The following is a 23,088-nucleotide window of genomic DNA, read 5'->3' as shown; positions in this document are numbered from 1 at the left end:
CCCGTCACCGCTGTTAGTCCCGGGACGCGACAGCTATAATCTGCCGCTTTCCTCTTTGCCAAGACCCCAGCAGACCATGACTGAGTCCGTTCTTGACTACATGACCCGATTGGGTCGCGCCGCCCGCGAAGCTTCCCGGGTCATCGGCCGTGCCAGCACCGCGCAGAAAAACCGCGCCTTGCAGGCTGCTGCCAATGCGCTGGACGCTGCGCGCGCCGAGCTGGCCGCAGCCAACGAACAGGATCTGGCCGCTGGTCGCGCCAATGGTCTGGAGCCAGCCTTGCTGGAACGTCTGGAACTGACTCCCGCGCGCATCGATGGCATGATCGTCGGCCTGCGCCAGGTGGCAGCACTGCCGGATCCGGTCGGTGCGATCCGTGACATGAGCTTCCGCCCGTCCGGCATTCAAGTCGGCAAGATGCGCGTGCCGCTGGGTGTGATCGGGATCATCTACGAATCCCGGCCCAACGTGACCATCGATGCCGCCAGCCTGTGCCTGAAGTCCGGTAACGCGACCATCCTGCGCGGTGGTTCCGAGGCGATTCATTCCAACCGGGCGATTGCCGCGTGCATCCAGCGCGGTCTGGCCGAGGCCGAATTGCCGGCAGCCGTGGTGCAAGTGGTCGAAACCACCGACCGTGCCGCCGTCGGCGCGATGATCACCATGCCTGAGTACGTCGACGTGATCGTGCCGCGCGGTGGCCGTGGCCTGATCGAGCGCATCAGCCGTGACGCCCGCGTGCCGGTGATCAAGCACCTGGACGGCATCTGCCACGTTTATGTCAGTGCCCACGCCGATCTGGCGAAAGCCCAGCGCATCGCCTTCAATGCCAAGACTTACCGTTATGGCATCTGTGGCGCGATGGAGACCCTGCTCGTCGATCAAAGTGTTGCCAAGGATTTCCTGCCGTCGATGGCAGCCCAGTTCCGCGAAAAAGGCGTCGAGCTGCGTGGCTGCGAGCGCACCCGGGCGATCATTGACGCGAATGCGGCCAGCGAGGACGACTGGAGTACCGAGTATCTGGCGCCGATCCTGTCGATTCGCGTGGTCGACGGACTGGATCAAGCCATTGAACACATCAACCATTACGGCTCGCACCACACCGACTCGATCGTCAGCGAAAACCTCGCCGACACCCGACGTTTCGTCGCGGAAGTCGACTCGGCATCGGTGATGATCAACACCCCGACCTGCTTCGCCGATGGATTCGAATACGGATTGGGTGCCGAGATCGGCATTTCTACTGATAAGCTGCACGCCCGCGGCCCGGTGGGTCTCGAAGGGCTGACCTGCGAGAAGTACATCGTGGTCGGTGATGGCCAGTTGCGCGGCCAGGCGACGGTCTGACTTGACCGACCTCGACCTGACAGCGCCGCAAACCGGCAGCGAGTCTCGCCCGCAACGCATTGGCGTGCTGGGCGGCACGTTCGATCCGGTGCACATCGGCCATTTGCGCGGTGCGCTGGAAGTCGCTGAAGCGCTTGGGCTCGACGAGCTGCGCATGATGCCCAGCGCCCGGCCGCCGCATCGCGATACGCCGCAGGTGTCGGCGCAGGATCGGCTGGCCATGGTTGAGTGCGCGGTGGCCGGAGTGCCGCCGCTGGTGGTGGACGCCCGCGAATTGCAGCGGGACAAACCGTCCTGGACCATCGATACCCTGGAGTTGATGCGTGCCGAAATGGCCGCCGAGACCCAGGTTTTTCTGCTTTTGGGCTGGGACGCATTTTGCGGCCTGCCCACTTGGCACCGCTGGGAGGAGTTGCTCCAGCATTGCCATATCCTGGTGCTACAGCGCCCGGACGCCGACAGCGAACCGCCGGATGCCTTGCGCAACCTGCTGGCAGCGCGTTCGGTGAGCGACCCGCTGGCCGTCAAAGGGCCGAGCGGACAGATTGCATTCGTCTGGCAGACACCGCTCGCGGTTTCCGCCACCCAGATCCGTCAACTGCTGGCCAGCGGTAAGTCGGTACGTTTCCTGGTGCCCGACGCGGTCCTGGCCTACATCGATGCGCACGGTCTGTACCGTGCGTCGAACTGAACAAGGCGTGCTTCACTGATACGAATCCACGTATCGCCAAGCCGCCGAATACATGAGCAAAACGAGTTTTATATGACCGACAAAGATGTAAGCAAAGTTAAGCGCAAAGGCACGTTCAAGAGCGCGCCGCTGCCGGAAGTCGCCAACACCAACGAGCCGCTCAAGGGCGACGAGCTGGTCAAGGTTGCCGTGGCAGCCCTGGAAGACGTCAAGGCACAAGACATCCAGATCATCGATGTTCGCGACAAGCAGAGCATCACCGATTACATGATCATCGCCACCGGTACCTCCAATCGCCAGATCAACGCGATGCTGGACAAGGTCCGTGAAGAGGTCAAAAAGCAAGGCGCCAGGCCGCTGGGCGAAGAAGGCAAGGGCGACAGCGACTGGGTGCTGCTCGATCTGGACCTGGTGATCGTGCACATGATGACTGCCTCGGCACGTCAGTTCTACGACCTGGAGCGCCTGTGGGCCGGTGCCGAGCAAAGCCGTGCGGCAGACGCCAAGCACCACAGCCCGGAAAACACCCACGAGCATTTCACCAAGCTCAACAAAGACCAGCTGTAAGGGATTGCTGTGCGACTGCGACTGATCGCCGTCGGTTCACGCATGCCCAAGTGGGTGGAAGAAGGCTGGCATGAGTATGCCAAGCGTCTTCCGTCCGAGCTGGCGCTGGAACTGGTGGAAATTCCGCTCAATACCCGTGGCAAGAACGCCGACGTGGCCCGTTTCATCCGCCAGGAAGGCGAAGCCATGCTGGCCAAGGTCGGGCCGAATGAGCGGATCGTCACGCTGGAAGTGCATGGCAAGCCCTGGAGCACCGAGCAACTGGCGGTCGAACTCGACCGTTGGCGGCTGGATTCGCGCACGGTCAACTTCATGGTCGGTGGCCCCGAAGGGCTGGCGCCGGAAGTCTGCGCTCGCGCCGACCAGCGCTGGTCGTTGTCGCCGCTGACCTTGCCGCACCCGCTGGTGCGGATCCTGATCGGCGAACAGCTGTACCGTGCCTGGACCGTGCTGTCCGGTCACCCTTACCACAAGTAGTCCTGCCCTCATGTCTCAGCCGATCCGCATCAAGGACCACGAAAAGGACGCCCGCCTGGTGCGTAGCCGCGTCGTGTTCGGGGCTGTTGCGGTCATGCTGTTGATCGGCGTACTGATTGCGCGGCTGTACTACTTGCAGGTGATCCAGTACGAGTACCACTCGACACTCTCGGAAAACAACCGCGTCCATGTGCAGCCGATTCCGCCGACCCGCGGGTTGATCTTCGACCGCAACGGCGTGGTGGTGGCGGACAATCGTCCGAGCTTCAGCCTGAGCATGACCCGCGAGCGCTCCGGCGACTGGCAGCAAGTGCTCGACGTGATCGTCGAAGTGCTGCAACTGACGCCCGAGGACCGGGTAATCTTCGAAAAACGCATGCGCCAGGGGCGTCGGCCGTTCGAGCCAGTGCCGATTCTGTTCGAGCTGACCGAAGAGCAGATCGCCCGGATCGCGGTGAACCAGTTCCGCCTGCCCGGGGTGGAAGTGGTCGCGCAGTTGGTGCGTCATTACCCGCAGGGCGCGCATTTTGCGCACTCGGTGGGTTACATGGGGCGGATCAACGAGAAAGAGCTGAAGACCCTCGACCCGGTCAACTACAGCGGCACCCATCACATCGGCAAGACCGGCATCGAGCGTTTTTACGAGCCGGAACTGCACGGGCAGGTGGGTTACGAGGAAGTCGAGACCAACGCCCGCGGCCGCGTGCTGCGCGTGCTCAAGCGGACCGATCCGATTCCCGGCAAGGACATCGTCCTGAGTCTGGACATCAAACTGCAGGAAGCGGCGGAAGCTGCACTGGGCGGGCGGCGCGGCGCGGTGGTGGCGCTCGATCCGAACACCGGTGAAGTATTGGCAATGGTCAGTCAGCCGAGTTTCGACCCGAACCTGTTCGTCACCGGCATCAGCTTCAAGGCCTATGCCGAGCTGCGCGATTCCATCGACCGGCCGCTGTTCAACCGGGTGCTGCGCGGTCTGTACCCGCCGGGTTCGACGATCAAGCCAGCGGTGGCGATTGCCGGTCTCGATGCCGGTGTGGTGACGGCGTCGAGCCGGGTGTTCGACCCCGGTTACTACATGCTGCCCAACTACGATCACAAGTACCGCAACTGGAACCGCACCGGTGACGGCTTCGTCGACCTCGACACGGCGATCATGCGTTCCAACGACACCTACTTCTATGACCTGGCGCACAAGCTGGGCATTGATCGGTTGTCGGCTTACATGAACAAGTTCGGCATCGGCCAGAAGGTCTCGCTGGACATGTTCGAAGAATCTCCCGGCCTGATGCCGTCCCGCGAGTGGAAGCGTGCGACGCGCAAACAGGCGTGGTTCCCGGGCGAGACCCTGATTCTGGGGATCGGCCAGGGCTACATGCAGTCCACACCCTTGCAACTGGCGCAGGCCACGGCGTTGGTGGCCAACAAAGGCATCTGGAACCGGCCGCACCTGGCCAAGACCATCGAAGGCGCCAAACCGGTAGATGAAAACCCGATGCCGGATATCGTTCTGCGCGATCCGTCGGACTGGACCAAGGTCAACCACGGCATGCAGCAAGTGATGCACGGCGCCAGAGGGACCGCGCGCAAGGCGGCAATCGGTGCGCAATACCGCATCGCCGGCAAGTCCGGTACGGCACAGGTGGTCGCGATCAAGCAAGGTGAAAAATACGACCGGTCCAAGGTTCAGGAGCGCCACCGCGACCACGCCTTGTTCGTCGGTTTCGCTCCGGCCGACAACCCGAAAATCGTTGTTTCGGTGATGGTCGAGAACGGTGAGTCCGGCTCCGGTGTCGCCGCGCCGGTCGTGCGTCAGGTCATGGATGCCTGGCTTCTGGATCAGGAGGGTCGATTGAAGGCCGAATATGCCGGTCCTATCAGTGCGGAGGCTACGGCCCGTGATGAATAATTTTGATCGCATGCTCTCCAGTGAGGATGTGATGCGTCGTCGTGCGACGCTGCTGCAACGTCTGCATATCGATGGCCCGCTGTTGATCCTGCTGCTGATTCTCGCCGCGGGCAGTCTGTTCGTGCTGTATTCGGCGAGCGGCAAGAGCTGGGATCTGCTGGGCAAACAAGCCACTTCGTTCGGCATCGGCCTGGTGTCGATGATCGTCATCGCCCAGTTCGAACCGCGGTTCATGGCCCGCTGGGTGCCGCTCGGTTATGTGGTCGGCGTGGTGCTGCTGATGGTGGTGGACATCATGGGCCACAACGCCATGGGCGCGACGCGCTGGATCAATATCCCCGGAGTGATTCGCTTCCAGCCCTCGGAGTTCATGAAGATCCTGATGCCGGCAACGATTGCCTGGTATCTGTCCAAGCGCACGCTGCCGCCGCAGCTCAAGCACGTCGGCATCAGCCTGATGCTGATCGGTGTGCCGTTCATTCTGATCGTGCGCCAGCCTGACCTCGGGACGTCGCTGCTGATTCTGGCCGGCGGCGCGTTCGTGCTGTTCATGGGCGGGCTGCGCTGGCGCTGGATCCTCAGCGTGCTGGCTGCGGCCGTGCCGGTGGCGATCGCCATGTGGTTCTTCATCATGCACGACTACCAGAAGCAGCGGATCCTCACGTTCCTCGACCCGGAAAGCGACCCGCTGGGCACTGGCTGGAACATCATCCAGTCGAAAGCCGCGATCGGTTCCGGCGGCGTGTTCGGCAAGGGCTGGCTGCTGGGCACCCAGTCGCACCTGGACTTTCTGCCGGAGAGCCATACCGACTTCATCATCGCCGTACTCGGCGAAGAGTTCGGTCTCGTGGGCATCTGCGCGCTGCTGCTGATCTATCTGTTGCTGATCGGTCGCGGCCTGGTGATCACCGCCCAGGCGCAGACGCTGTTCGGCAAATTGCTCGCCGGTGCGTTGACCATGACGTTTTTTGTTTATGTTTTCGTCAACATCGGTATGGTCAGTGGCCTGTTGCCGGTGGTGGGGGTGCCGTTGCCCTTCATTAGCTACGGAGGAACTTCGCTGGTGACACTGCTGTCAGCGTTTGGGGTTTTGATGTCGATTCATACGCATCGCAAGTGGATCGCACAGGTTTGAATAAGGTGAAGAGTTCAATGCAAGTCATGCGCAGCTGGGCGACTCGTTACGCGCCGTGGGTCGGCCTGGTCGGCATCCTTGGCAGCGCGCAGGAAGTGCTGGCCGGCGATTACGAAGGCTCGCCACAGGTGGCTGAATTCGTCGGCGAAATGACCCGCGACTACGGTTTTGCCGGCGAGCAACTGATGGCCGTGTTCCGCGAGGCCCAGCGCAAGCAGGCGATTCTCGACGCCATCTCCAAGCCCGCCGAGCGGGTCAAACAGTGGAAAGAATATCGCCCGATGTTCATCACCGACGCGCGCATCGCCCGTGGTGTGGACTTCTGGCGCCAGCACGAGGCCGTACTGGCCCGTGCCGAACAGGAATACGGCGTACCGGCACAAGTCATCGTGTCGATCATCGGCGTCGAGACCTTTTTCGGACGCAATACCGGCAATTACCGGGTGATAGATGCGTTGTCCACGCTCGGATTCGACTATCCTCCCCGTGCCGAATTTTTCCGCAAGGAATTGCGTGAGTTCCTGCTGCTGGCCCGTGAGGAACAGGTCGATCCATTGACCCTCAAGGGCTCGTACGCCGGGGCGATGGGCTTGCCGCAATTCATGCCGAGCAGCTTTCGCGCCTATGCGGTGGATTTTGACGGTGACGGTCACATCAATATATGGACCAATCCGGATGATGCGATCGGCAGCGTGGCCAGCTATTTCAAGCGTCACGGCTGGGTCGCCGGGGAACCGGTGGTGAGCCGCGCCGACGTGCGCGGCGAACAGGTCGACGAAGGTCTGACCACCGGCATCGAGCCGACGAAAACGGTTGGAGAGTTGCGGGCGCTGGGCTGGTCAAGTCATGATGCGCTGCGCGATGATATGCCGGTTACTGCATTTCGCCTCGAAGGCGACAACGGCCCTGAATACTGGATGGGCCTGAAGAATTTCTACGCGATCACGCGTTATAACCGCAGCGTGATGTACGCCATGGCCGTACATCAACTGTCTGAAGAGCTGGTAAAAGCACGGGGCGTCAAGTAATGCGGGCATTGCCTATCAATAAACCCCTGAAGCTGGTGGCATTCGCCGCGTTGGCGGTGCTGGTCGCCAGCTGTTCGACCAGCCGCGCGCCGACCCAGAAGACCCCGTCCACTGCGGTGCGTGCGCAGCCGGGACTGGACATCAACCGCGCGCACAAAGATGGCGCGCCGTGGTGGGATGTCGATGTTTCGCGCATCCCCGACGCCACGCCGACCCTGCACACCGGTCCTTACAAGGCCAACCCGTACACCGTGCTGGGCAAGACCTATTTCCCGTTGCAGGAATCCAAGACCTACGTCGCCTCGGGCACCGCTTCCTGGTACGGCACCAAGTTCCACGGGCAGAACACCGCCAACGGCGAAGTGTATGACCTGTACGGCATGAGTGCCGCCCACAAGACTCTGCCACTGCCCAGTTACGTGCGTGTGACCAACCTGGACAACAACCGGAGCGTGATCCTGCGGGTCAACGATCGCGGGCCGTTCTATTCGGACCGGATCATCGACTTGTCCTACGCAGCTGCGAAGAAGCTCGGTTATGCCGAAATCGGCACCGCGCGGGTCAAGGTCGAGGGTATCGATCCGCAGCAATGGTGGGCCGCCAAGGGCCGTCCGGCGCCGCTGATGCTCAACGAGCCGCAAGTCGCGCAGAATAGCGCCCCGGTGATCACGGCGTCGGCCGGTACCATCGAGCAGTGGACCCCGCCGCCGCAACAACATGCCTCTGACACTGTCCCTGTACAGATCAGCGCAAAAAAAAACGCTTCTGCACCAGCGTCTGGCCAGTATCTGCAGGTGGGCGCGTTCGCCAACCCGGACGCTGCAGAACTCCTGAGGTCGAAGCTCAGCGGGATGGTGAGCGCTCCGGTGTTCATCAGCTCGATCGTGCGCAATCAGCAGACCCTGCACCGGGTACGCCTGGGGCCGATCGGTTCGCCGGGTGAAATCGCCCAGGTGCAGAACAGTGTACGCCTGGCCAATCTCGGCTCGCCGAGCGTGGTCACCGAGTAAGAAACGTAGCACTTGATTGACGGTTCACTTGCGGTTTTGGGGGGTGGACCAGGTTGTTGGCTCGTCGAAGAACAAAAGCCCGGCAAGGGTGACTGGAGTGAGCAACTGAACACGCGATGGCCCGTTAGAAGGCTGTCTGAATAGTTTTGCCTTCGGGCAAGTTTCCATTAGCGATTTCGAGAGACGGATGAACATCACCACCTTTGCCAAACGCCTGTGTCTGCTAGTCCCGCTGCTCCTCTCGCCAGCCGCCTTCGCGGCCGAGATGATGCCGTCGCCACCTCAACTGGCTGCAAAAGCCTACGTGCTCATGGACGCCAGCAGCGGCAACGTGCTGGTGGAGAACAACGGTGACCAGCGTCTGCCGCCAGCCAGCCTGACCAAACTGATGACCGCGTACATCGCTACGCTGGAAATCCGTCGCGGCCAGATCGGTGAGAACGACCCGGTGACCGTCAGCGAAAACGCCTGGCGTACCGGCGGTTCGCGGATGTTCATCAAGGTCGGCTCGCAGGTGACCGTCAGCGACCTGCTGCACGGCATCATCATTCAGTCCGGCAACGACGCCAGCGTGGCGCTGTCCGAGCACATCGCCGGCAGCGAAGACGCGTTCGCCGATCTGATGAACAAGACGGTCGCCGATCTGGGCATGACCAACTCGCACTTCATGAACCCGACCGGTCTGCCGAACCCTGAGCACTACTCGTCGGCTCACGACATGGCGATCCTGGCCCGTGCGATCATCCACGAAGACCCGGCTCACTACGCGATCTACTCGCAGAAAGAGTTCTTCTGGAACGGCATCAAGCAGCCTAACCGCAACCTGCTGCTGTGGCGCGACAAGACCGTTGACGGTCTGAAAACCGGTCACACCGACGAAGCCGGCTACTGCATGGTGTCCTCGGCTGTACGTGACGGCCAGCGTCTGATTGCTGTGGTGTTCGGCACCAACAGCGAAGTGGCCCGCGCCGCAGAAACCCAGAAGCTGCTGACCTACGGCTTCCGCTTCTTCGAAACCCAGACCTTCTACCAGAAGGGTACCGAACTGGCTCAGGCCCCGGTGTGGAAAGGCACCACCAGCCAGGTCAAGGCCGGCCTGGCTGAGGACCTGACCATGACCCTGCCAAAAGGCCAGCTGAAAAAACTCGCTGCCAGCATGACCATGAACCCGCAACTGACCGCGCCAATCGCCAAGGGCGACGTGATCGGTAAAGTCGAAGTGAAACTGGACGACAAGGTGGTGCACAGCGCCGACCTGATCGCTCTGGACGCTGTCGAGGAGGGTGGTATCTTCCGCCGCATGTGGGATAGCATCCGTCTATTCTTCTACGGCTTGTTCAACTGATTTGTGTTGACCTGCATGGCCCCGCCCCGTTCCGGTGCGGGGCCATGTGCGTTACCACGGCTTGCGCTCTAGAGGCCGTTACGCCATGACCGATACCGAAGTAAAGGCGCCAAAGATCGAATTTCCGCAAACTGATTATCCGATTAAGGTGATCAGCGATACGGGCGTCGGCAACAAAGACAAGATCATCGACATCGTCAAGAAACACGCGACCATCAATGATGAGCGCATCGACGAGCGTCAAAGCAGCAACGGCAAGTACACCACCATCCAGTTGCACATCGTCGCGACAGACCAGGATCAGCTGTACAACATCAACAGCGAACTGCGGGCTTCCGGTTTCGTGCACATGGTGTTGTGATGCCGGGCAAGCTGGGCTTTCGCGAACTTGGCCAGATGGCTTACGAGCCGGTCTGGCATGCCATGCAACGCTTCACCAACGAACGCGGCAGCAATGCCGCCGACGAAATCTGGCTGGTCGAGCACCCTCCGGTGTTCACCCAGGGTCAGGCCGGCAAGGCCGAACACCTGCTGCTGCCGGGTGATATCCCGGTAGTACAGGTCGATCGCGGCGGGCAAGTGACTTATCATGGCCCGGGCCAGTTGGTCGCCTACCTGTTGCTGGATGTGCGCAAGCTGGGTTTCGGCGTACGTGATTTGGTCACGCGCATGGAACAGTGCCTGATCGAACTGCTGGCCAGCTACGGCGTCACCGCCGCCGCCAAGCCAGATGCTCCCGGCGTCTACGTCGACGGAGCGAAAATCGCGTCTCTGGGTTTGCGGATTCGCCACGGTTGCTCCTTTCATGGCCTGGCCTTGAACGTGGATATGAACCTGGAACCGTTTCGACGGATTAATCCCTGCGGCTATGCCGGGCTGGCGATGACCCAGCTGAGCGATCACGCAGGATCGATTGAATTTGCCGAGGTAAGTGCCCGGCTGCGCGCGCAGCTCGTCAAACACCTCGACTATGCTGAGCAGACGACCCTGACGGGCGGAATCGACTGATATGACTACTGATGCAGTGCAAACCATGATCCCGACGCTCGACGTGACCGAGCGCCCGGCCCCGCGTCCCAAGGTTGAAGCCGGCGTCAAGCTGCGCGGCGCCGAGAAGGTTGCACGCATCCCGGTAAAGATCATTCCGACCACCGAACTGCCGAAGAAACCCGACTGGATTCGCGTACGCATTCCGGTTTCGCCGGAAGTCGACCGGATCAAGAGCCTGCTGCGCAAACACAAATTGCACAGCGTCTGTGAAGAAGCGTCCTGCCCGAACCTGGGCGAGTGCTTCTCCGGCGGCACCGCGACCTTCATGATCATGGGTGATATCTGCACCCGTCGTTGCCCGTTCTGCGATGTTGGCCACGGTCGTCCGAAACCACTGGACGTCAACGAGCCGGAAAGCCTGGCCATCGCCATCGCCGATCTGAAACTCAAGTACGTGGTGATCACCTCGGTTGACCGCGATGACCTGCGTGACGGCGGTGCCCAGCACTTTGCCGACTGCATTCGCGAAATCCGCAAGCTGTCGCCGAATGTGCAACTGGAAACCCTGGTTCCGGACTACCGTGGCCGCATGGACATCGCCCTGGAAATCACTGCCGCCGAGCCGCCGGATGTGTTCAACCATAACCTGGAAACCGTGCCGCGCCTGTACAAGGCTGCGCGTCCGGGTTCGGACTACCAGTGGTCGTTGACCTTGCTGCAGCGTTTCAAGCAGATGATGCCGCACATTCCGACCAAATCCGGCCTGATGCTGGGTCTGGGCGAGACCGACGACGAAGTCATCGAAGTGATGAAGCGCATGCGTGAACACGACATCGACATGCTGACGCTGGGCCAGTACCTGCAACCGTCCCGCAGCCACTTGCCGGTGCAGCGTTTCGTGCACCCGGACACCTTCGCCTGGTTCGCCGAAGAAGGCTACAAGATGGGCTTCAAGAACGTCGCTTCCGGTCCGCTGGTACGTTCCTCGTATCACGCCGACGAGCAGGCGAAACTGGTCAAGGCCGAGCTGCTCGGTTCCTGATCCGGCGCTGAGCGCTTTGCGAAAATACCCGCCTCGGCGGGTATTTTTGTTTGCGCCTGCCGCGCACTCTTTTGTTTGTCTTTGTACCTGACTACTGTGTGTGCATGAGTTCACAGGGAGACCATGGATGACCGTTCGACCGACCCACAGCCTTTTTCCGCATAAACCCGTACCGGCGCTGCCATCCGAAGGGCTGATCGGCGTGATTGCCCCCGCCGGCCCCGGCGCGCTGAACACGCAAAAGGCTGTGCAGTGGATGCGCACCCGCGGTTATGCGCTGAAGGTGTTCCCCGGTGTTTACGAGAAGGATGGCTATCTGGCCGGCAGCGATGACGTACGCCTCCATGACCTGCACGCGGCATTCGCCGACTCAGAAGTCGACGCGATCATCTGCCTGCGTGGCGGCTACGGTACGCCGCGCTTGCTGGACAGGATCGATTACGACCTGCTGAGTCGTCACGCCAAGCCGTTTGTCGGCTACAGCGACATCACCGCGCTGCATCTGGCAATCAGTCGCTACGCCGGGTTCGTGACCTTCCACGGCCCGCTGCTCAACGCCGATCTGTTGGGCGACAAGGAACCACCGACCGTCACCTCATTCTTCGCTATGCTGCGCGGTCAGTTGAAGGCGGGCAGTGTGCTGAGCCATCCAGTGGCTTATCCGTTGACCACGGTCGAACCGGGCATCGCTCACGGGCGCTTGCTCGGCGGCAATCTGGCGATGATTGCCTCGACGCTGGGGACGCCTTATGAAATCGACGTGGAAGGGGTGATTTTGCTGATCGAGGACGTCAACGAGCCGCTGTATCGCATCGACCGTTTGCTCACGCAGATGCGTCTGGCCGGCAAACTGGCCCGATTGCGCGGGGTGCTGGTCGGTGATGTGGCCGGGGTCGATATCGATGCGTTGAACCGTCTGCTCAAGCAGACGTTCGAGCCGTTGCGGATTCCGGTGCTGTCGGGGTGGCGCAGCGGGCATTGTGATCCGAACCTGACGCTGCCGATGGGGGCGCTGGTTCGCTTGGATGCAGGGAAGAAGGAGTTGATGCTGGAGCAGGATGTGGTCACCCGATAATGCTCGGGTGACGCAAAAAGATCGCAGCGTTCGGCAGCTCCTGTATGGGATTGATACATACCCTGTAGGAGCTGCCGAAGGCTGCGATCTTTTGATTTTGCTTTATTGAGTACGCAGGCTCTCAAGCAACTTATGCGTCGGGTACCCGTCCGCGGGCCAGCCAAACGCCTGCTGGGCACTGCGGATCGCCTTGCGCGTATTGGCGCCGATGATCCCGTCAGCCGTGCCTGCATCGTAATTGCGTGCGCTCAGCAGGGTCTGCAATTCGATACGCTCGGTACGGCTCAGTGGCAGGTCATCTTTCGGCCACGTGCCGTTGATCAGGCCAGCGCCATTGAAGCGCTCGGACAACAGGCTCACCGCCAGTGCATAGGACGACGAGTTGTTGTATTTGAGGATCGCCCGGAAGTTGTCGAGGATCAGAAACGCCGGGCCACGATAACCGGCTGGTAGCAGCAGGGCGGCGGACAATTGTTCCGAGCCGGCCGGTGCCTGACTGCCATTGGGCAGGCTCACGCCCAGTTGACGCCATTCGGCGACAGTTTTGCGAATCGCGCCATCGGCCAGGGTGTAGTTGAAGCTGCTCGGCAATTGCACTTCGAAGCCCCACGGTTGACCACGCTGCCAGCCGGAGCTTTGCAGGTAGTGCGCGGTAGAGGCCAGAGCATCGGCCGGGCTGCCCCAGATGTCGCGGCGACCGTCACCGTCGAAATCCACCGCGTGGGTATTGTAGGTGGTCGGAATGAACTGGGTCTGGCCCATCGCACCGGCCCACGAGCCCAACATCTTCTCTGGGGTGATATCGCCCTGTTGCAGGATCTGCAGCGCCGCAATCAGTTGCGCATGGGCAAAGCCCGGACGACGACCTTCGTAGGCCAGGGTCGCCAGCGAGTTGATCACTGACTTGGTGCCCTGGAACTGGCCGAAATTGCTTTCCATGCCCCACACCGACACCAGTGCCTGACGATCGACGCCATATCGCTGTTCGATGCTTTGCAGGATGTCGGCGTACTGACTGATCAGCGCCTGGCCCTTGCGCACTCGCAGTGGCGAGAGGGCGCCGTCGAGGTATTCCCACACCGGACGTGAGAACTCCGGCTGGCTGCGGTCGGCCTTGATCACGCTGGCATCGAAGCTGACATTGGCAAACGCGCGATCAAACAGCTCGGCGCGGATCCCGGCCGCCAGGGCATCCTTGCGGAAACCGGCCTGCCATTCGGCAAAGGTCTGGGTGGGCTGAAGATCAAGAGGGTCGGCGGACGGCACTACCGGCGGGATGATTGCCGGGGCTGTTGCGACAGGGGCGGCTTGGAGAGGTTGCGCATCGGCGGCGGTAGGTTTTTCCGCGCAGGCGACAAGCAGAATGAAGCTGGAGGCAGCGATCAGTTGGCGAACGGGCCAACGACGGGAAAGACGAAAGGGCATGCACGGTTCCAGGGGATACGATTCAGGTACAGACCTTAACATGACCGGGGGGTACTGCGCTTCAGGCAGCCAGAAAGTAAGAAGCCTCCCAGCTGTCAGACTGGAAGGCTTCGCGGCGGTAGCTGCCTTTGCCCTTGGACGGTCGTTCCTGGCGGCTGCGGAACAGGGGTTGGGCGACGATGGATTTGGCCTTGTTCGGGCCATGTTTTGATGGCTTTTTGCTCATGAGGGTTCTCTCGATTGAGTGGTTTTGCGGGGGAAATAATCTGCCGATGTTGGACGCCTGTCCAGTCCCTGATAGGTAGGAATGTTCTGACGCTTTCGCGAGCAGACTCGCTCCCACATTTGAATGCGTTTCAATGTGGGAGCGAGCCTGCTCGCGAAGAGTCGTTTGCGGTATGACAGATTATTCGGCGGGCAGCGAAAGGCGTTGGCCCGCCATCAACAACGCCAATCGGCTCAGGCTCATCCATGGCGAGCCGGCGGCCTGACCCTTGATCTGCGCATCGATGCGCTGGGCTTCAAGCAGCAACTGCGCCCAGCGTGGCGCCGAGTAGCGTTGCAGGGCTTTGCTCATCAGCGGTTTGCGTTTGTCCCAGACCGGCGGTTTCGCCTGACTGAAGCACTTGTCCAGCGGTGTGCCCTGGCTGTACTGCAGCGAGATATTGGCCAGCAGGCGCAACTCCCGTGCCAGAGCCCAGAGAATCACCGGTGGCTCGACGCCTTCACCGCGCAGGCCTTCGAGCATGCGCAAGGCGTGGGCCGGTTCGCCGTTGAGTACGGCATCGGTCAGGCCGAACACGTCGAAGCGCGCACTGTCGGCCACCGCGGCCTGCACGGTTTCGACGGTGATCTGCCCACCTTCGGCCATCAGCTTGAGCTTTTCGATTTCCTGCGCGGCGGCGAGCAGGTTGCCCTCCACGCGTGCGGCAATCAGTTCGACCGCATCCTGACTGGCCGATAACCCGGCCTGGGAGAGGCGCTGACGAATCCAGCTCGGCAGCTGATTGGCATCCACCGGCCAGATCTGAATGAACTGGGTCTGCTGACCTTCGACCAGCGCCTTGCCCCACTTGGTCTTCTGCGCACTGCCGTCGAGCTTGGGCAAGCTGATCAGCAGCACGGTGTCTTCGGCGGGGCGTGAGCAGTATTCGATCAGTGCGGCAGCGCCCTTGTCACCGGGCTTGCCCGAAGGCAGGCGCAGTTCCAGCAGACGTTTTTCGGCGAACAACGACATGCTGGCGCCGGCCTGCAACAAGGTACCCCAATCGAAATTGGCGTCGGCGGCGAACACCTGGCGTTCGTCGAAACCTTGCTGGCGGGCAGCACTGCGGATGGCGTCGGCGGCTTCCTGACACAACAGCGGGTCATCGCCGCTGATGATATAGACGGGCGCGAGCGCGCCTTGCAGGTGTTTGCCGAGTTGAGCGGGAGCGAGCTTCATAAGAGAGGGCGAACGGGGCGCCTGAGCGCCCCGTACGTCTTACTGCTGCGGCAGTTCGAGCGGCGACTGACGCGGTGTTTCCGCTTCAGCCTTCTGTGCCGCCTTCAGTGCATCGGCTTCGGCCCGGGCACGGTCGTTGGCCGCTTGCTGCAATTGCTGCAGTTGGCCCGGCGTCAGCTGTTGCAGGCGCAGCATCATGCGCTGAACCAATTCGCGACGGGTTTCGCGACGGGCGTCGTTGGCTTCCTGATCGGAGCCGACGAGGTTGTTGCCGTCGTGAATGAACACTTTCTGCACTTCGAGCTTGTCGCTCAGCAGGTTCAGGTTATGTTCGCCAACAATGTCATAGTTCAGCACGGTGCTGACCTGGTATTCGCCCGTACGGCCGGCCCCGGCGTAGCTGAGGATACGCTGGCTCTCCTGCTCGTCAGCCAGGTACAGCTTGTACGGTGCACCGTTGTAAACCTTGACGCCGCTGGACTCCAGCACCTGACGCAGTTGGGTGACGGTCTCGCCATAAGCGTTGCGGGCGCTCAGGTCGAGCTCCTTGATCGTCAGTTCATTGGTGCCGGTACCACGCAGCTGGAAACCGCAGGCGCTCAGCAGAACGGCGAGGCCCATCACCAGCAGATTGCGTTTGATCATTGTGTTGCTCCCCTTGAAACCATGTGGGCCGACCCTGCGGCCCGAAAGGTTTTACAGTGCGCCAGGCGAACCTGGCGCCCAATCCAATTTAGCTGGCGACGATGTTGACCAGTTTCCCTGGTACAACGATCACTTTGCGAATGGTCAGACCGTCGACGAAACGCAGCACGTTTTCGTTGGCACGGGCAGCCGCTTCGACTTCTTCGCGGGTGGCGCTGGCCGGCATTTCGATCTGGCCACGCAGCTTGCCGTTCACTTGAATGACCAGTTGCAGGCTGTCCTGTACCAGTGCGTTTTCATCGACCGCAGGCCAGCCCGCATCGATCACCGGGGCAGCATGGCCCAGTTGCTTCCACAGCTCATGGCTGATGTGCGGCGTGATCGGAGCCAGCAGCAGCGTCACGGCTTCCAGGCCTTCGTGAATCAGCGCGCGGTCCTGTTCGGTGCCTTGCGCGGCTTTTTCCAGCACGTTCATCAGCGTCATCACCTGAGCGATGGCGGTGTTGAATTTGTGGTTCTGGCCGACGTCGTGACTGGCCTGCTTGATGGCCAGGTGGATGGCGCGGCGCACGGCTTTCTGTTCGTCGTTGAGAGCGGCGAGATCCAGTTTCCCCGGCAGGCCCTGGGTGACGTGGGTCTGCGCCAGACGCCAGACGCGCTTGAGGAAACGGTGCGAGCCTTCAACGCCGGAGTCCGACCATTCGGCGCTCATGTCAGGCGGCGAGGCGAACATCATGAACAGGCGGCAGGTGTCGGCGCCGAACTGGTCGATCATCGACTGGGGGTCGACGCCGTTGTTCTTCGACTTGGCCATTTTCTCGGTGCCACCGATTTCCACCGGCAAGCCGTCGGATTTCAGTTTGGCGCTGATGACCTTGGCTTTGCTGTCGCGCTCCAGTTCCACATCCGCCGGGTTGAACCAGGTGTAGGCACCGTTGGCTTCGCGACGATAGTAAGTCTCGGCGATTACCATGCCCTGGGTCAGCAGGTTCTTGAACGGCTCGTTGGAGCTCACCAGACCTTCGTCACGCATCAGCTTGTGGAAGAAGCGCGCGTACAGCAGGTGAAGAATGGCGTGTTCGATACCGCCGATGTACTGATCCACCGGCAACCAGTGGTCGGCCGCGGATTTTTCCACCAGACCGCCTTCAAAGTGCGGCGAGGCGTAACGGGCGTAGTACCACGAGGACTCGACGAAGGTGTCCATGGTGTCGGTTTCACGCTTGGCAGGCTGGCCGCATTTCGGGCAGCTGCACTCGTAGAATTCCGGCATGCGCGCCAGTGGCGAACCGGCGCCGTCCGGCACCACGTCTTCCGGCAGGACCACCGGCAATTGGTCCTCCGGCACCGGTACGTCGCCACAGGCGGCGCAGTGGATGATCGGGATCGGGCAGCCCCAATAGCGCTGACGGCTGATGCCCCAGTCGCGCAGGCGGAACTGGGTGCGCGAGGCGCCGAGGTTTTTCTTGATCAGGGCGACTTCCATGGCGTCGAAGGCGCCGGTGAAGTCCAGGCCGTCGAACTCGCCGGAGTTGATCAGCGTGCCGTGCTCGCCGTAGGCGTCCTGCCACGGCGCCGGGTTGGTGTCGCCGGAGCTGGTGCGCACCACCGATTTGACCGGCAGGTTGTACTTGTGGGCGAATTCGAAATCGCGCTCGTCGTGCGCCGGCACCGCCATCACGGCGCCGTCGCCGTAATGCATCAACACGTAGTTGGCGACCCATACCGGGAGTTTTTCACCGGTCAGCGGGTGCTCGACGAACAGGCCGGTCGGCAGGCCTTTCTTCTCTTGAGTGGCGACGTCGGCTTCAGCGACGCTGCCGCCCTTGCATTCAGCGATGAACGCTTGCAGCTCAGGGTTGTTCTGCGCGGCCTGGGTGGCCAGCGGGTGCTCGGCGGCCACGGCAACGTAAGTTGCGCCCATCAGGGTGTCCGGACGGGTAGTGAAGACCTTGAGGGTGCCTGCTTCGCCGATCGAGTCGACGTTGTAAGGGAACTGCACTTCCATGCCGCGGGATTTGCCGATCCAGTTGCGCTGCATGGTCTTGACCTGTTCCGGCCAGCCCGTCAGTTCGTCGAGGCTCTCCAGCAGCTCATCCGCGTAGGCGGTGATCTTGAAGTAGTACATCGGGATTTCGCGCTTTTCGATCAGCGCGCCGGAGCGCCAGCCACGACCGTCGATCACCTGTTCGTTGGCCAGCACGGTCTGGTCGACCGGGTCCCAGTTCACGGTGCCGTTCTTGCGGTAGATCACGCCTTTTTCGAACAGGCGAGTGAACAGCCATTGTTCCCAGCGGTAGTAATCGGGCTTGCAGGTGGTCACTTCACGGGACCAGTCCACCGCCAGGCCCAGGCTGCGCAGCTGGGATTTCATGTAGGCGATGTTTTCGTAGGTCCACTTGGCGGGCGCCACGTTGTTCTTCATCGCGGCGTTTTCCGCCGGCATGCCGAAGGCGTCCCAACCCATCGGTTGCAGAACGTTCTTGCCTTGCATGCGCTGGTAGCGGGAGATCACGTCGCCGATGGTGTAGTTGCGCACGTGCCCCATGTGTAGCTTGCCGCTGGGGTAAGGGAACATCGACAGGCAGTAGTAGGTTTCCTTGCCTGGCTGTTCACTGACTTCAAAGGACTTTTGCTCGTCCCAGAACGACTGGGCGGCGGCTTCGATTTCACGGGGCTGATATTGTTCGTGCATGGCTACTTTTGTACTGGATAGGGGTGGCCTAATCCTCTTCAACGCGCCCTCCGGGGGATGCTCCGGACAGGCTGGAAGTGGAATGACAGGAAGCGCCGTAGCATACATGACCGCGCTTGGCCTAGGGAAACCCTGATTACAGCTGTCTGGCCCCCGAAAACCGTGGCGAGGGCCGTTGGTCGCGGCGTTCAGCCGGTTTGTGCAGCGAAGCTAAGCTCTTATTGGGGAGTGAGTCTTATCATCAATGAGGTGAGGGATGGTGGAGCAACGGCAAAAAAACGTGACGAAACCCGAGTTGTACGAACGGTTGATGGATCGTCTGGGCATGGCGCTCGACGCTGCCAAAACCGCTGGCCGGCTGCGCGATGAGCGCCCCGTGGAACTGGAATTGCGTGGCTTGAGCCCCGCCGAGTTCAAACTGGTCAAGGCCTATCTGGATCGCAGTGAGCGTGAAGCGCATGGATACCTGTCGCAGGCAGTGAAACAGCTCGATACAGCACATTCAGCCAAGGTCATCTGGCTCAAGGACAAGGCGCCCGGCAGAGACACCGTCAAGGTTCGTTCTGTACAGGCCAAGTAAACGCATGGCAGGTCAGATAACGGATCTTTTCCAACAGGATCCTGCCTATCGGTTGTAACGCATCATTAACACTCTTAGGCTTCGGGCATCTCTGGAGATGCCCCGATGCCTTTTCGTTACTTCATCAAACAACTTCTGTTGCCGCCCGGCATTCTTTTGCTGCTGTTGCTGGTCGCCTGGTGGCTGCGCCGCTCACGGCCGCGACTGGCCGGCTTGTGTTTTGCCATTGGGCTGGGTGGCTTCTGGCTGATGAGCCTGCCGGTGGTCGTGCAGTCGGGCGCCAAGGCACTGGAACGTGAGCCGCCGCTGCCCCGTGATGCCTGGTCAATCCTGGCGCAGCGGGCCGATGCCATCGTGGTGCTGGGTTCCGGGCGCGAGCGCGGTGATCTGGCTTGGGGTGAGGATCAGCCAACCGGCGTGGGGCTGGAGCGTCAGCGCTATGCGGCGCGACTGGCCAAGGCCTCCGGGTTGCCGATTCTGACCAGCGGTGGCCTGCATTACGGCACGCCGCCGACCGAGGCGAAGTTAATGGCCGATTCGCTGCGCGATGACTTTGGCGTGACCACGCGCTGGCAGGAAGGCGAGAGTCGCACAACCTGGGAAAATGCCAAATTCAGCGCCGACATCTTGTTGCCTCAAGGCATAAAACGCGTGGTCGTCGTCACCCAGGCCTGGCATATGCCGCGCGCCGTGTGGTGTTTTCAGCAGGCAGGATTTGAAGTGGTGCCGGCGCCCGTAGGGTTTCTCGGGACCGATAATGCGCGACCGTTTGGTGGCTGGCTGCCGGAGTTCAAATCGATCTGGCAGAGCGGGCAGTTGCTGAATGAGGCGGTAGGGCAGGTGGGGTATTCGCTGTTTTACCGCTAAGAGCACTGTTTTGAGAGGACTTCTGTGGCGAGGGGATTTATCCCCGATGGGTGGCGAAGCCGCCCCAAAACAAAACCTGCATCTCGGCCTTTCAGGTAAAACGAGTGCAATGGATTTGCGATGACTGCGTCATCGATCGGGGATAAATCCCCTCACCACAGTGTTCATGGATTGCTTTTAAAGGGTTTTCGACATCCGGCTCGCCATCAGCGCCCAGCCAAACAGCAGCACACAGATGATGATCAGCGGCCACGAGCGCCATTGCAGGTACGGCGTCAGGTTGTGCATCGGCACCACTTCGCCATACAGAATGCCCTGCTCGAACTGCGGGATCTGCTCGGTGATCTGCCCGAACGGGTTGATCAGTCCGGTCACGCCATTGTTCGTAGCACGGATCATCCAGCGGCCCGCTTCAAGTGCGCGCATCTGCGCCATTTGCAGGTGCTGCAACGGGCCAATCGAGGTGCCGAACCAGGTGTCGTTGCTGATCGTCAGCAGCAGATCGCTGCGTGCCGAGAGACCTGCAGCGAACTCCGGGTACACCACTTCGTAGCAGATGAATGGTGCGATCTGATAACCCTTGGCCTGCAGCAGCGGCTGATCCGCCGGACCGCGAGCGAAGTCGGACATCGGCAAATCAAAGAACGCGATCAACCCGCGCAGCAGATCCTGCAACGGTACGTATTCGCCGAACGGCACCAGTTTCTGCTTGAGGTAGGTGCCATCGCCTTCGCCGACCACGGTAATGCCATTGAAGAAGCGTTTTTCGTGACGAACCGTCTCGCGGATCGGTACGCCGGTGATCAACGCCGATTTACGCTCGGCGGCGAAGTTACCCATCATGTTCAGGTAGCCTTCGGCGGACTCCTTGAGCACCGGCACCGCGGTTTCCGGCCAGATCAGCAGGTCCACCGGTTTGGAGCGGAAACTCAGGTCGCGGTACAGCGCCAGTTGCGCATTGAGCTGCGCCGGGTCCCACTTCATGCTTTGTTCGACGTTGCCCTGAATCGCGGCAACGCTCAGGGCCGGACCGGACGGACTGGTCCAGGCGTGGCCCTTGAGCGCAATGCCCGCCACCCATGGCCCGACCAGCAACACCAGGCCAGCCGCGATAAAGCCCTTGCGACCGGATTGCAACAAGCGGGGCGCGTTGTAGATCAGCGCTGCAGTCAGCGCCAGAACGAACGATACCAGCCACATGCCGCCGACCGGCGCGAGCCCGGCCAACGGGCCGTCGAGCTGACTGTAGCCGGAGTAGAGCCACGGGAAACCGGTGAGGAACCAGCCGCGAAAGGCTTCCTGGCCGACCCACAGTGCGGCAAACGCCAGCGCATCGGCCAGCGGTGCTTCATTGCGGCGCAACCAGCGCGCCCAGACCCAGGCGGGCAGGGCGAAGAAAAACGCGATCGCTGCGGTGAACAGCAGCATCAGGAACCCGGCCAGCAACACCGATGCACCACCGAAATGGTGGATGCTGTAGTAGATCCAGCTGGTGCCGGCACCGAACAGTCCGAAACCGAAGCACCAGCCACGGCCCAGCGCCTGACGCGGTTTCAGCTCACGCAGGCCGGCGTAGAACAGGCCGACCGCGAGCAAAGCCAGTGGCCAGATGTTGAACGGGGCCAGGGCGAAGGTGGTGATTGCACCGGCCGCCACGGCCAGCAGGTTACCGGGCCAGCCGGGGCGGGTTGTCCAGCGCAGGGGGTATGTCATCAGCTATTTCCTGTATCGCGCCGGGTCTGCTGTTACGCAGGGCAAGGCGCGAGGAGTGAAGTTTGGTTTTTCAAATGAACGACGAGCAACGCAGCCCTGCGTAACAGCAGGCCCGGCCCTCCGGGTTACGCCTGAAAGCGGGCCATGCTGCGTTGCAGTCCTTGGAAAGGGAATGCCATTCCCTGCGGACTGCGCCTTGCCTGGCCCGCTTTCAGGCGCAACGCGATACAGGAAATAGCTGATGACATACCCCAATCCTTAGATTTAACGAGCGATTGGCGTCAGTCGCAGCAAATGAATGCGACGGCTGTCGGCATTCAGGATGCGGAAACGATAGGCGCCGATTTCAGTGATTTCGTTACGTTTTGGCAAGTGCCCGAACGCGCTCATCACCAGACCGCCGACCGTGTCGAACTCGTCGTCGGAGAATTCGCTGTCGAAAAACTCGTTGAAGTTCTCGATCGGCGTCAGGGCCTTGATCAGGAAGTCACCGCTGGGCAGCGGCTTGATGTAGCTGTCTTCTTCGACGTCGTGCTCGTCTTCGATGTCGCCGACGATCTGCTCCAGCACGTCTTCGATCGTCACCAGACCGGCCACGCCGCCGTATTCGTCAATGACGATAGCCATGTGGTTGTGATTGGCGCGGAATTCACGCAGTAACACGTTCAGACGCTTGGACTCCGGCACGAAGGTGGCCGGGCGCAGCAGGTCCTTGATGTTGAAGCTGTCGCCGTTCTCCTTGAGGATCAGCGGCAGCAGGTCCTTGGCCAGCAGCACGCCCATCACGTCGTCATGGCTTTCGCCAATGACCGGGTAGCGCGAGTGCGCCGAGTCGACCACGGCCGGGAGGAATTCACGGGGTGTCTGGTTCGCCTTGATGCTGATCATCTGCGAGCGCGGGACCATGATGTCGCGTACTTGCAGGTCAGCCACCTGAATGGCGCCTTCGACGATGGCCAGCGCTTCGCTGTCCAGCAGTTTGTTCTGATGTGCATCACGCAGCAGCTCAAGCAGCTCCTGACGGTTCTTCGGCTCGTGGGCAAAAGCCTGGGTCAGTTTACCCAGCCATGACTTCTGCCCGTTGCTCGATCGATCTTCGCTCATA

At 61.3% G+C, this 23,088-nt stretch carries 22 protein-coding genes; 15 read left to right on the top strand and 7 right to left on the bottom strand.

The features are described 5' to 3' along the window. Positions 1-76: 76 nt before the first annotated feature. The 13 genes from AC193Q_RS16645 to AC193Q_RS16585 all read left to right on the top strand — a co-directional run bounded on the left by AC193Q_RS16645 (position 77) and on the right by AC193Q_RS16585 (position 12,614). Positions 77-1,348, top strand: a complete 1,272-nt coding sequence (locus AC193Q_RS16645; protein ID WP_047296817.1) for a glutamate-5-semialdehyde dehydrogenase — start codon at positions 77-79, stop codon at positions 1,346-1,348. Then, positions 1,317-2,039 (top strand): nicotinate-nucleotide adenylyltransferase, encoded by a 723-nt coding sequence (nadD, locus tag AC193Q_RS16640; RefSeq protein WP_047296816.1) that lies wholly within the window; start codon positions 1,317-1,319, stop codon positions 2,037-2,039. Before AC193Q_RS16645 ends, nadD begins: the two co-directional genes overlap by 32 nt. Positions 2,040-2,111: 72 nt before the next feature. Next, positions 2,112-2,606: a ribosome silencing factor gene (gene rsfS / locus AC193Q_RS16635; RefSeq protein ID WP_047296815.1), complete on the top strand. Its 495-nt coding sequence runs from the start codon at positions 2,112-2,114 to the stop codon at positions 2,604-2,606. Positions 2,607-2,615: 9 nt separating this feature from the next. After that, positions 2,616-3,083, top strand: a complete 468-nt coding sequence (gene rlmH, locus AC193Q_RS16630) for a 23S rRNA (pseudouridine(1915)-N(3))-methyltransferase RlmH (RefSeq protein ID WP_003185785.1) — start codon at positions 2,616-2,618, stop codon at positions 3,081-3,083. A gap of 10 nt (positions 3,084-3,093) precedes the next feature. Further along, positions 3,094-4,989, top strand: a complete 1,896-nt coding sequence (mrdA, locus tag AC193Q_RS16625; RefSeq protein WP_041064994.1) for a penicillin-binding protein 2 — start codon at positions 3,094-3,096, stop codon at positions 4,987-4,989. 31 nt (positions 4,990-5,020) lie between these two features. Further along, positions 5,021-6,124 carry a rod shape-determining protein RodA gene (gene rodA, locus AC193Q_RS16620; RefSeq protein ID WP_047296919.1) on the top strand — a complete coding sequence of 368 codons (1,104 nt, stop codon included), beginning with the start codon at positions 5,021-5,023 and terminating at the stop codon, positions 6,122-6,124. A 17-nt stretch (positions 6,125-6,141) separates the two neighbouring features. Next, a complete protein-coding gene (mltB, locus tag AC193Q_RS16615; protein WP_047296814.1) occupies positions 6,142-7,152 on the top strand; it encodes a lytic murein transglycosylase B in 1,011 nt (336 codons plus the stop codon). After that, positions 7,152-8,162, top strand: coding sequence for a septal ring lytic transglycosylase RlpA family protein (locus AC193Q_RS16610; RefSeq protein WP_047296813.1), 1,011 nt, complete (start codon positions 7,152-7,154; stop codon positions 8,160-8,162). Before mltB ends, AC193Q_RS16610 begins: the two co-directional genes overlap by 1 nt. Before the next feature lie 187 nt (positions 8,163-8,349). Further along, positions 8,350-9,507, top strand: coding sequence for a D-alanyl-D-alanine carboxypeptidase family protein (locus AC193Q_RS16605; RefSeq protein WP_003228546.1), 1,158 nt, complete (start codon positions 8,350-8,352; stop codon positions 9,505-9,507). Positions 9,508-9,592: 85 nt separating this feature from the next. Then, positions 9,593-9,868: a DUF493 domain-containing protein gene (locus AC193Q_RS16600; protein WP_027612895.1), complete on the top strand. Its 276-nt coding sequence runs from the start codon at positions 9,593-9,595 to the stop codon at positions 9,866-9,868. After that, entirely contained in the window at positions 9,868-10,515 is a 648-nt protein-coding gene (lipB, locus tag AC193Q_RS16595; RefSeq protein WP_483878625.1) for a lipoyl(octanoyl) transferase LipB, read from the top strand. The genes AC193Q_RS16600 and lipB overlap by 1 nt, the downstream gene beginning before the upstream one ends. Positions 10,516-10,540: 25 nt before the next feature. Then, positions 10,541-11,539: a lipoyl synthase gene (gene lipA / locus AC193Q_RS16590; RefSeq protein ID WP_162130488.1), complete on the top strand. Its 999-nt coding sequence runs from the start codon at positions 10,541-10,543 to the stop codon at positions 11,537-11,539. A 127-nt stretch (positions 11,540-11,666) separates the two neighbouring features. Next, the gene (locus tag AC193Q_RS16585) at positions 11,667-12,614 is read left to right on the top strand and encodes an LD-carboxypeptidase (protein WP_121187379.1); all 948 of its coding nucleotides are present in this window, start codon (positions 11,667-11,669) and stop codon (positions 12,612-12,614) included. Positions 12,615-12,716: 102 nt separating this feature from the next. Here AC193Q_RS16585 and AC193Q_RS16580 read toward each other — a convergent pair whose 3' ends face one another. From AC193Q_RS16580 to leuS, 5 genes are all read right to left on the bottom strand, one after another. Further along, positions 12,717-14,039 (bottom strand): lytic murein transglycosylase, encoded by a 1,323-nt coding sequence (locus AC193Q_RS16580; protein WP_121187377.1) that lies wholly within the window; start codon positions 14,037-14,039, stop codon positions 12,717-12,719. Between the two features lie 61 nt (positions 14,040-14,100). Beyond that, complete coding sequence (gene arfA / locus AC193Q_RS16575) at positions 14,101-14,265, bottom strand: alternative ribosome rescue factor ArfA (protein WP_047296807.1); 165 nt, start codon at positions 14,263-14,265, stop codon at positions 14,101-14,103. Between the two features lie 180 nt (positions 14,266-14,445). Further along, positions 14,446-15,483: a DNA polymerase III subunit delta gene (holA, locus tag AC193Q_RS16570; RefSeq protein WP_025108700.1), complete on the bottom strand. Its 1,038-nt coding sequence runs from the start codon at positions 15,481-15,483 to the stop codon at positions 14,446-14,448. Positions 15,484-15,522: 39 nt separating this feature from the next. Beyond that, complete coding sequence (locus AC193Q_RS16565) at positions 15,523-16,128, bottom strand: LPS-assembly lipoprotein LptE (RefSeq protein WP_041065019.1); 606 nt, start codon at positions 16,126-16,128, stop codon at positions 15,523-15,525. Between the two features lie 88 nt (positions 16,129-16,216). After that, positions 16,217-18,823, bottom strand: coding sequence for a leucine--tRNA ligase (gene leuS, locus AC193Q_RS16560; protein WP_483878624.1), 2,607 nt, complete (start codon positions 18,821-18,823; stop codon positions 16,217-16,219). Between the two features lie 256 nt (positions 18,824-19,079). Between leuS and AC193Q_RS16555 the strand changes: the two genes are divergently transcribed. Both AC193Q_RS16555 and AC193Q_RS16550 read left to right on the top strand, forming a co-directional pair. Continuing rightward, positions 19,080-19,403, top strand: coding sequence for a hypothetical protein (locus tag AC193Q_RS16555; RefSeq protein WP_047296802.1), 324 nt, complete (start codon positions 19,080-19,082; stop codon positions 19,401-19,403). Between the two features lie 105 nt (positions 19,404-19,508). After that, positions 19,509-20,270 (top strand): ElyC/SanA/YdcF family protein, encoded by a 762-nt coding sequence (locus tag AC193Q_RS16550; protein WP_476286261.1) that lies wholly within the window; start codon positions 19,509-19,511, stop codon positions 20,268-20,270. A 177-nt stretch (positions 20,271-20,447) separates the two neighbouring features. Here AC193Q_RS16550 and lnt read toward each other — a convergent pair whose 3' ends face one another. Continuing rightward, a complete protein-coding gene (gene lnt, locus AC193Q_RS16545) occupies positions 20,448-21,971 on the bottom strand; it encodes an apolipoprotein N-acyltransferase (RefSeq protein ID WP_483879637.1) in 1,524 nt (507 codons plus the stop codon). A gap of 276 nt (positions 21,972-22,247) precedes the next feature. Next, positions 22,248-23,087, bottom strand: coding sequence for a CorC family transporter (locus AC193Q_RS16540; protein ID WP_027612886.1), 840 nt, complete (start codon positions 23,085-23,087; stop codon positions 22,248-22,250). Position 23,088: the final 1 nt, after the last annotated feature.

It is taken from the genome of Pseudomonas sp. F2, assembly GCF_057174385.1.
This window is presented reverse-complemented; position numbering and strand designations above follow the sequence as displayed.

Bases quoted from the DNA above. Each gene is read 5' to 3' on its own strand.
- AC193Q_RS16550 (WP_476286261.1), top strand. From the start codon at position 19,509: ATGCCTTTTCGTTACTTCATCAAACAACTTCTGTTGCCGCCCGGCATT.
- AC193Q_RS16605 (WP_003228546.1), top strand. From the start codon at position 8,350: ATGAACATCACCACCTTTGCCAAACGCCTGTGTCTGCTAGTCCCGCTG.
- arfA (WP_047296807.1), bottom strand. From the start codon at position 14,265: ATGAGCAAAAAGCCATCAAAACATGGCCCGAACAAGGCCAAATCCATC.
- rsfS (WP_047296815.1), top strand. From the start codon at position 2,112: ATGACCGACAAAGATGTAAGCAAAGTTAAGCGCAAAGGCACGTTCAAG.
- rodA (WP_047296919.1), top strand. From the start codon at position 5,021: ATGCGTCGTCGTGCGACGCTGCTGCAACGTCTGCATATCGATGGCCCG.
- lipA (WP_162130488.1), top strand. From the start codon at position 10,541: ATGATCCCGACGCTCGACGTGACCGAGCGCCCGGCCCCGCGTCCCAAG.
- AC193Q_RS16555 (WP_047296802.1), top strand. From the start codon at position 19,080: ATGGTGGAGCAACGGCAAAAAAACGTGACGAAACCCGAGTTGTACGAA.
- holA (WP_025108700.1), bottom strand. From the start codon at position 15,483: ATGAAGCTCGCTCCCGCTCAACTCGGCAAACACCTGCAAGGCGCGCTC.
- AC193Q_RS16580 (WP_121187377.1), bottom strand. From the start codon at position 14,039: ATGCCCTTTCGTCTTTCCCGTCGTTGGCCCGTTCGCCAACTGATCGCT.
- mltB (WP_047296814.1), top strand. From the start codon at position 6,142: ATGCAAGTCATGCGCAGCTGGGCGACTCGTTACGCGCCGTGGGTCGGC.
- AC193Q_RS16610 (WP_047296813.1), top strand. From the start codon at position 7,152: ATGCGGGCATTGCCTATCAATAAACCCCTGAAGCTGGTGGCATTCGCC.
- mrdA (WP_041064994.1), top strand. From the start codon at position 3,094: ATGTCTCAGCCGATCCGCATCAAGGACCACGAAAAGGACGCCCGCCTG.
- nadD (WP_047296816.1), top strand. From the start codon at position 1,317: ATGGCCAGTTGCGCGGCCAGGCGACGGTCTGACTTGACCGACCTCGAC.
- leuS (WP_483878624.1), bottom strand. From the start codon at position 18,823: ATGCACGAACAATATCAGCCCCGTGAAATCGAAGCCGCCGCCCAGTCG.
- AC193Q_RS16540 (WP_027612886.1), bottom strand. From the start codon at position 23,087: ATGAGCGAAGATCGATCGAGCAACGGGCAGAAGTCATGGCTGGGTAAA.
- AC193Q_RS16585 (WP_121187379.1), top strand. From the start codon at position 11,667: ATGACCGTTCGACCGACCCACAGCCTTTTTCCGCATAAACCCGTACCG.
- AC193Q_RS16600 (WP_027612895.1), top strand. From the start codon at position 9,593: ATGACCGATACCGAAGTAAAGGCGCCAAAGATCGAATTTCCGCAAACT.
- AC193Q_RS16565 (WP_041065019.1), bottom strand. From the start codon at position 16,128: ATGATCAAACGCAATCTGCTGGTGATGGGCCTCGCCGTTCTGCTGAGC.
- lipB (WP_483878625.1), top strand. From the start codon at position 9,868: ATGCCGGGCAAGCTGGGCTTTCGCGAACTTGGCCAGATGGCTTACGAG.
- AC193Q_RS16645 (WP_047296817.1), top strand. From the start codon at position 77: ATGACTGAGTCCGTTCTTGACTACATGACCCGATTGGGTCGCGCCGCC.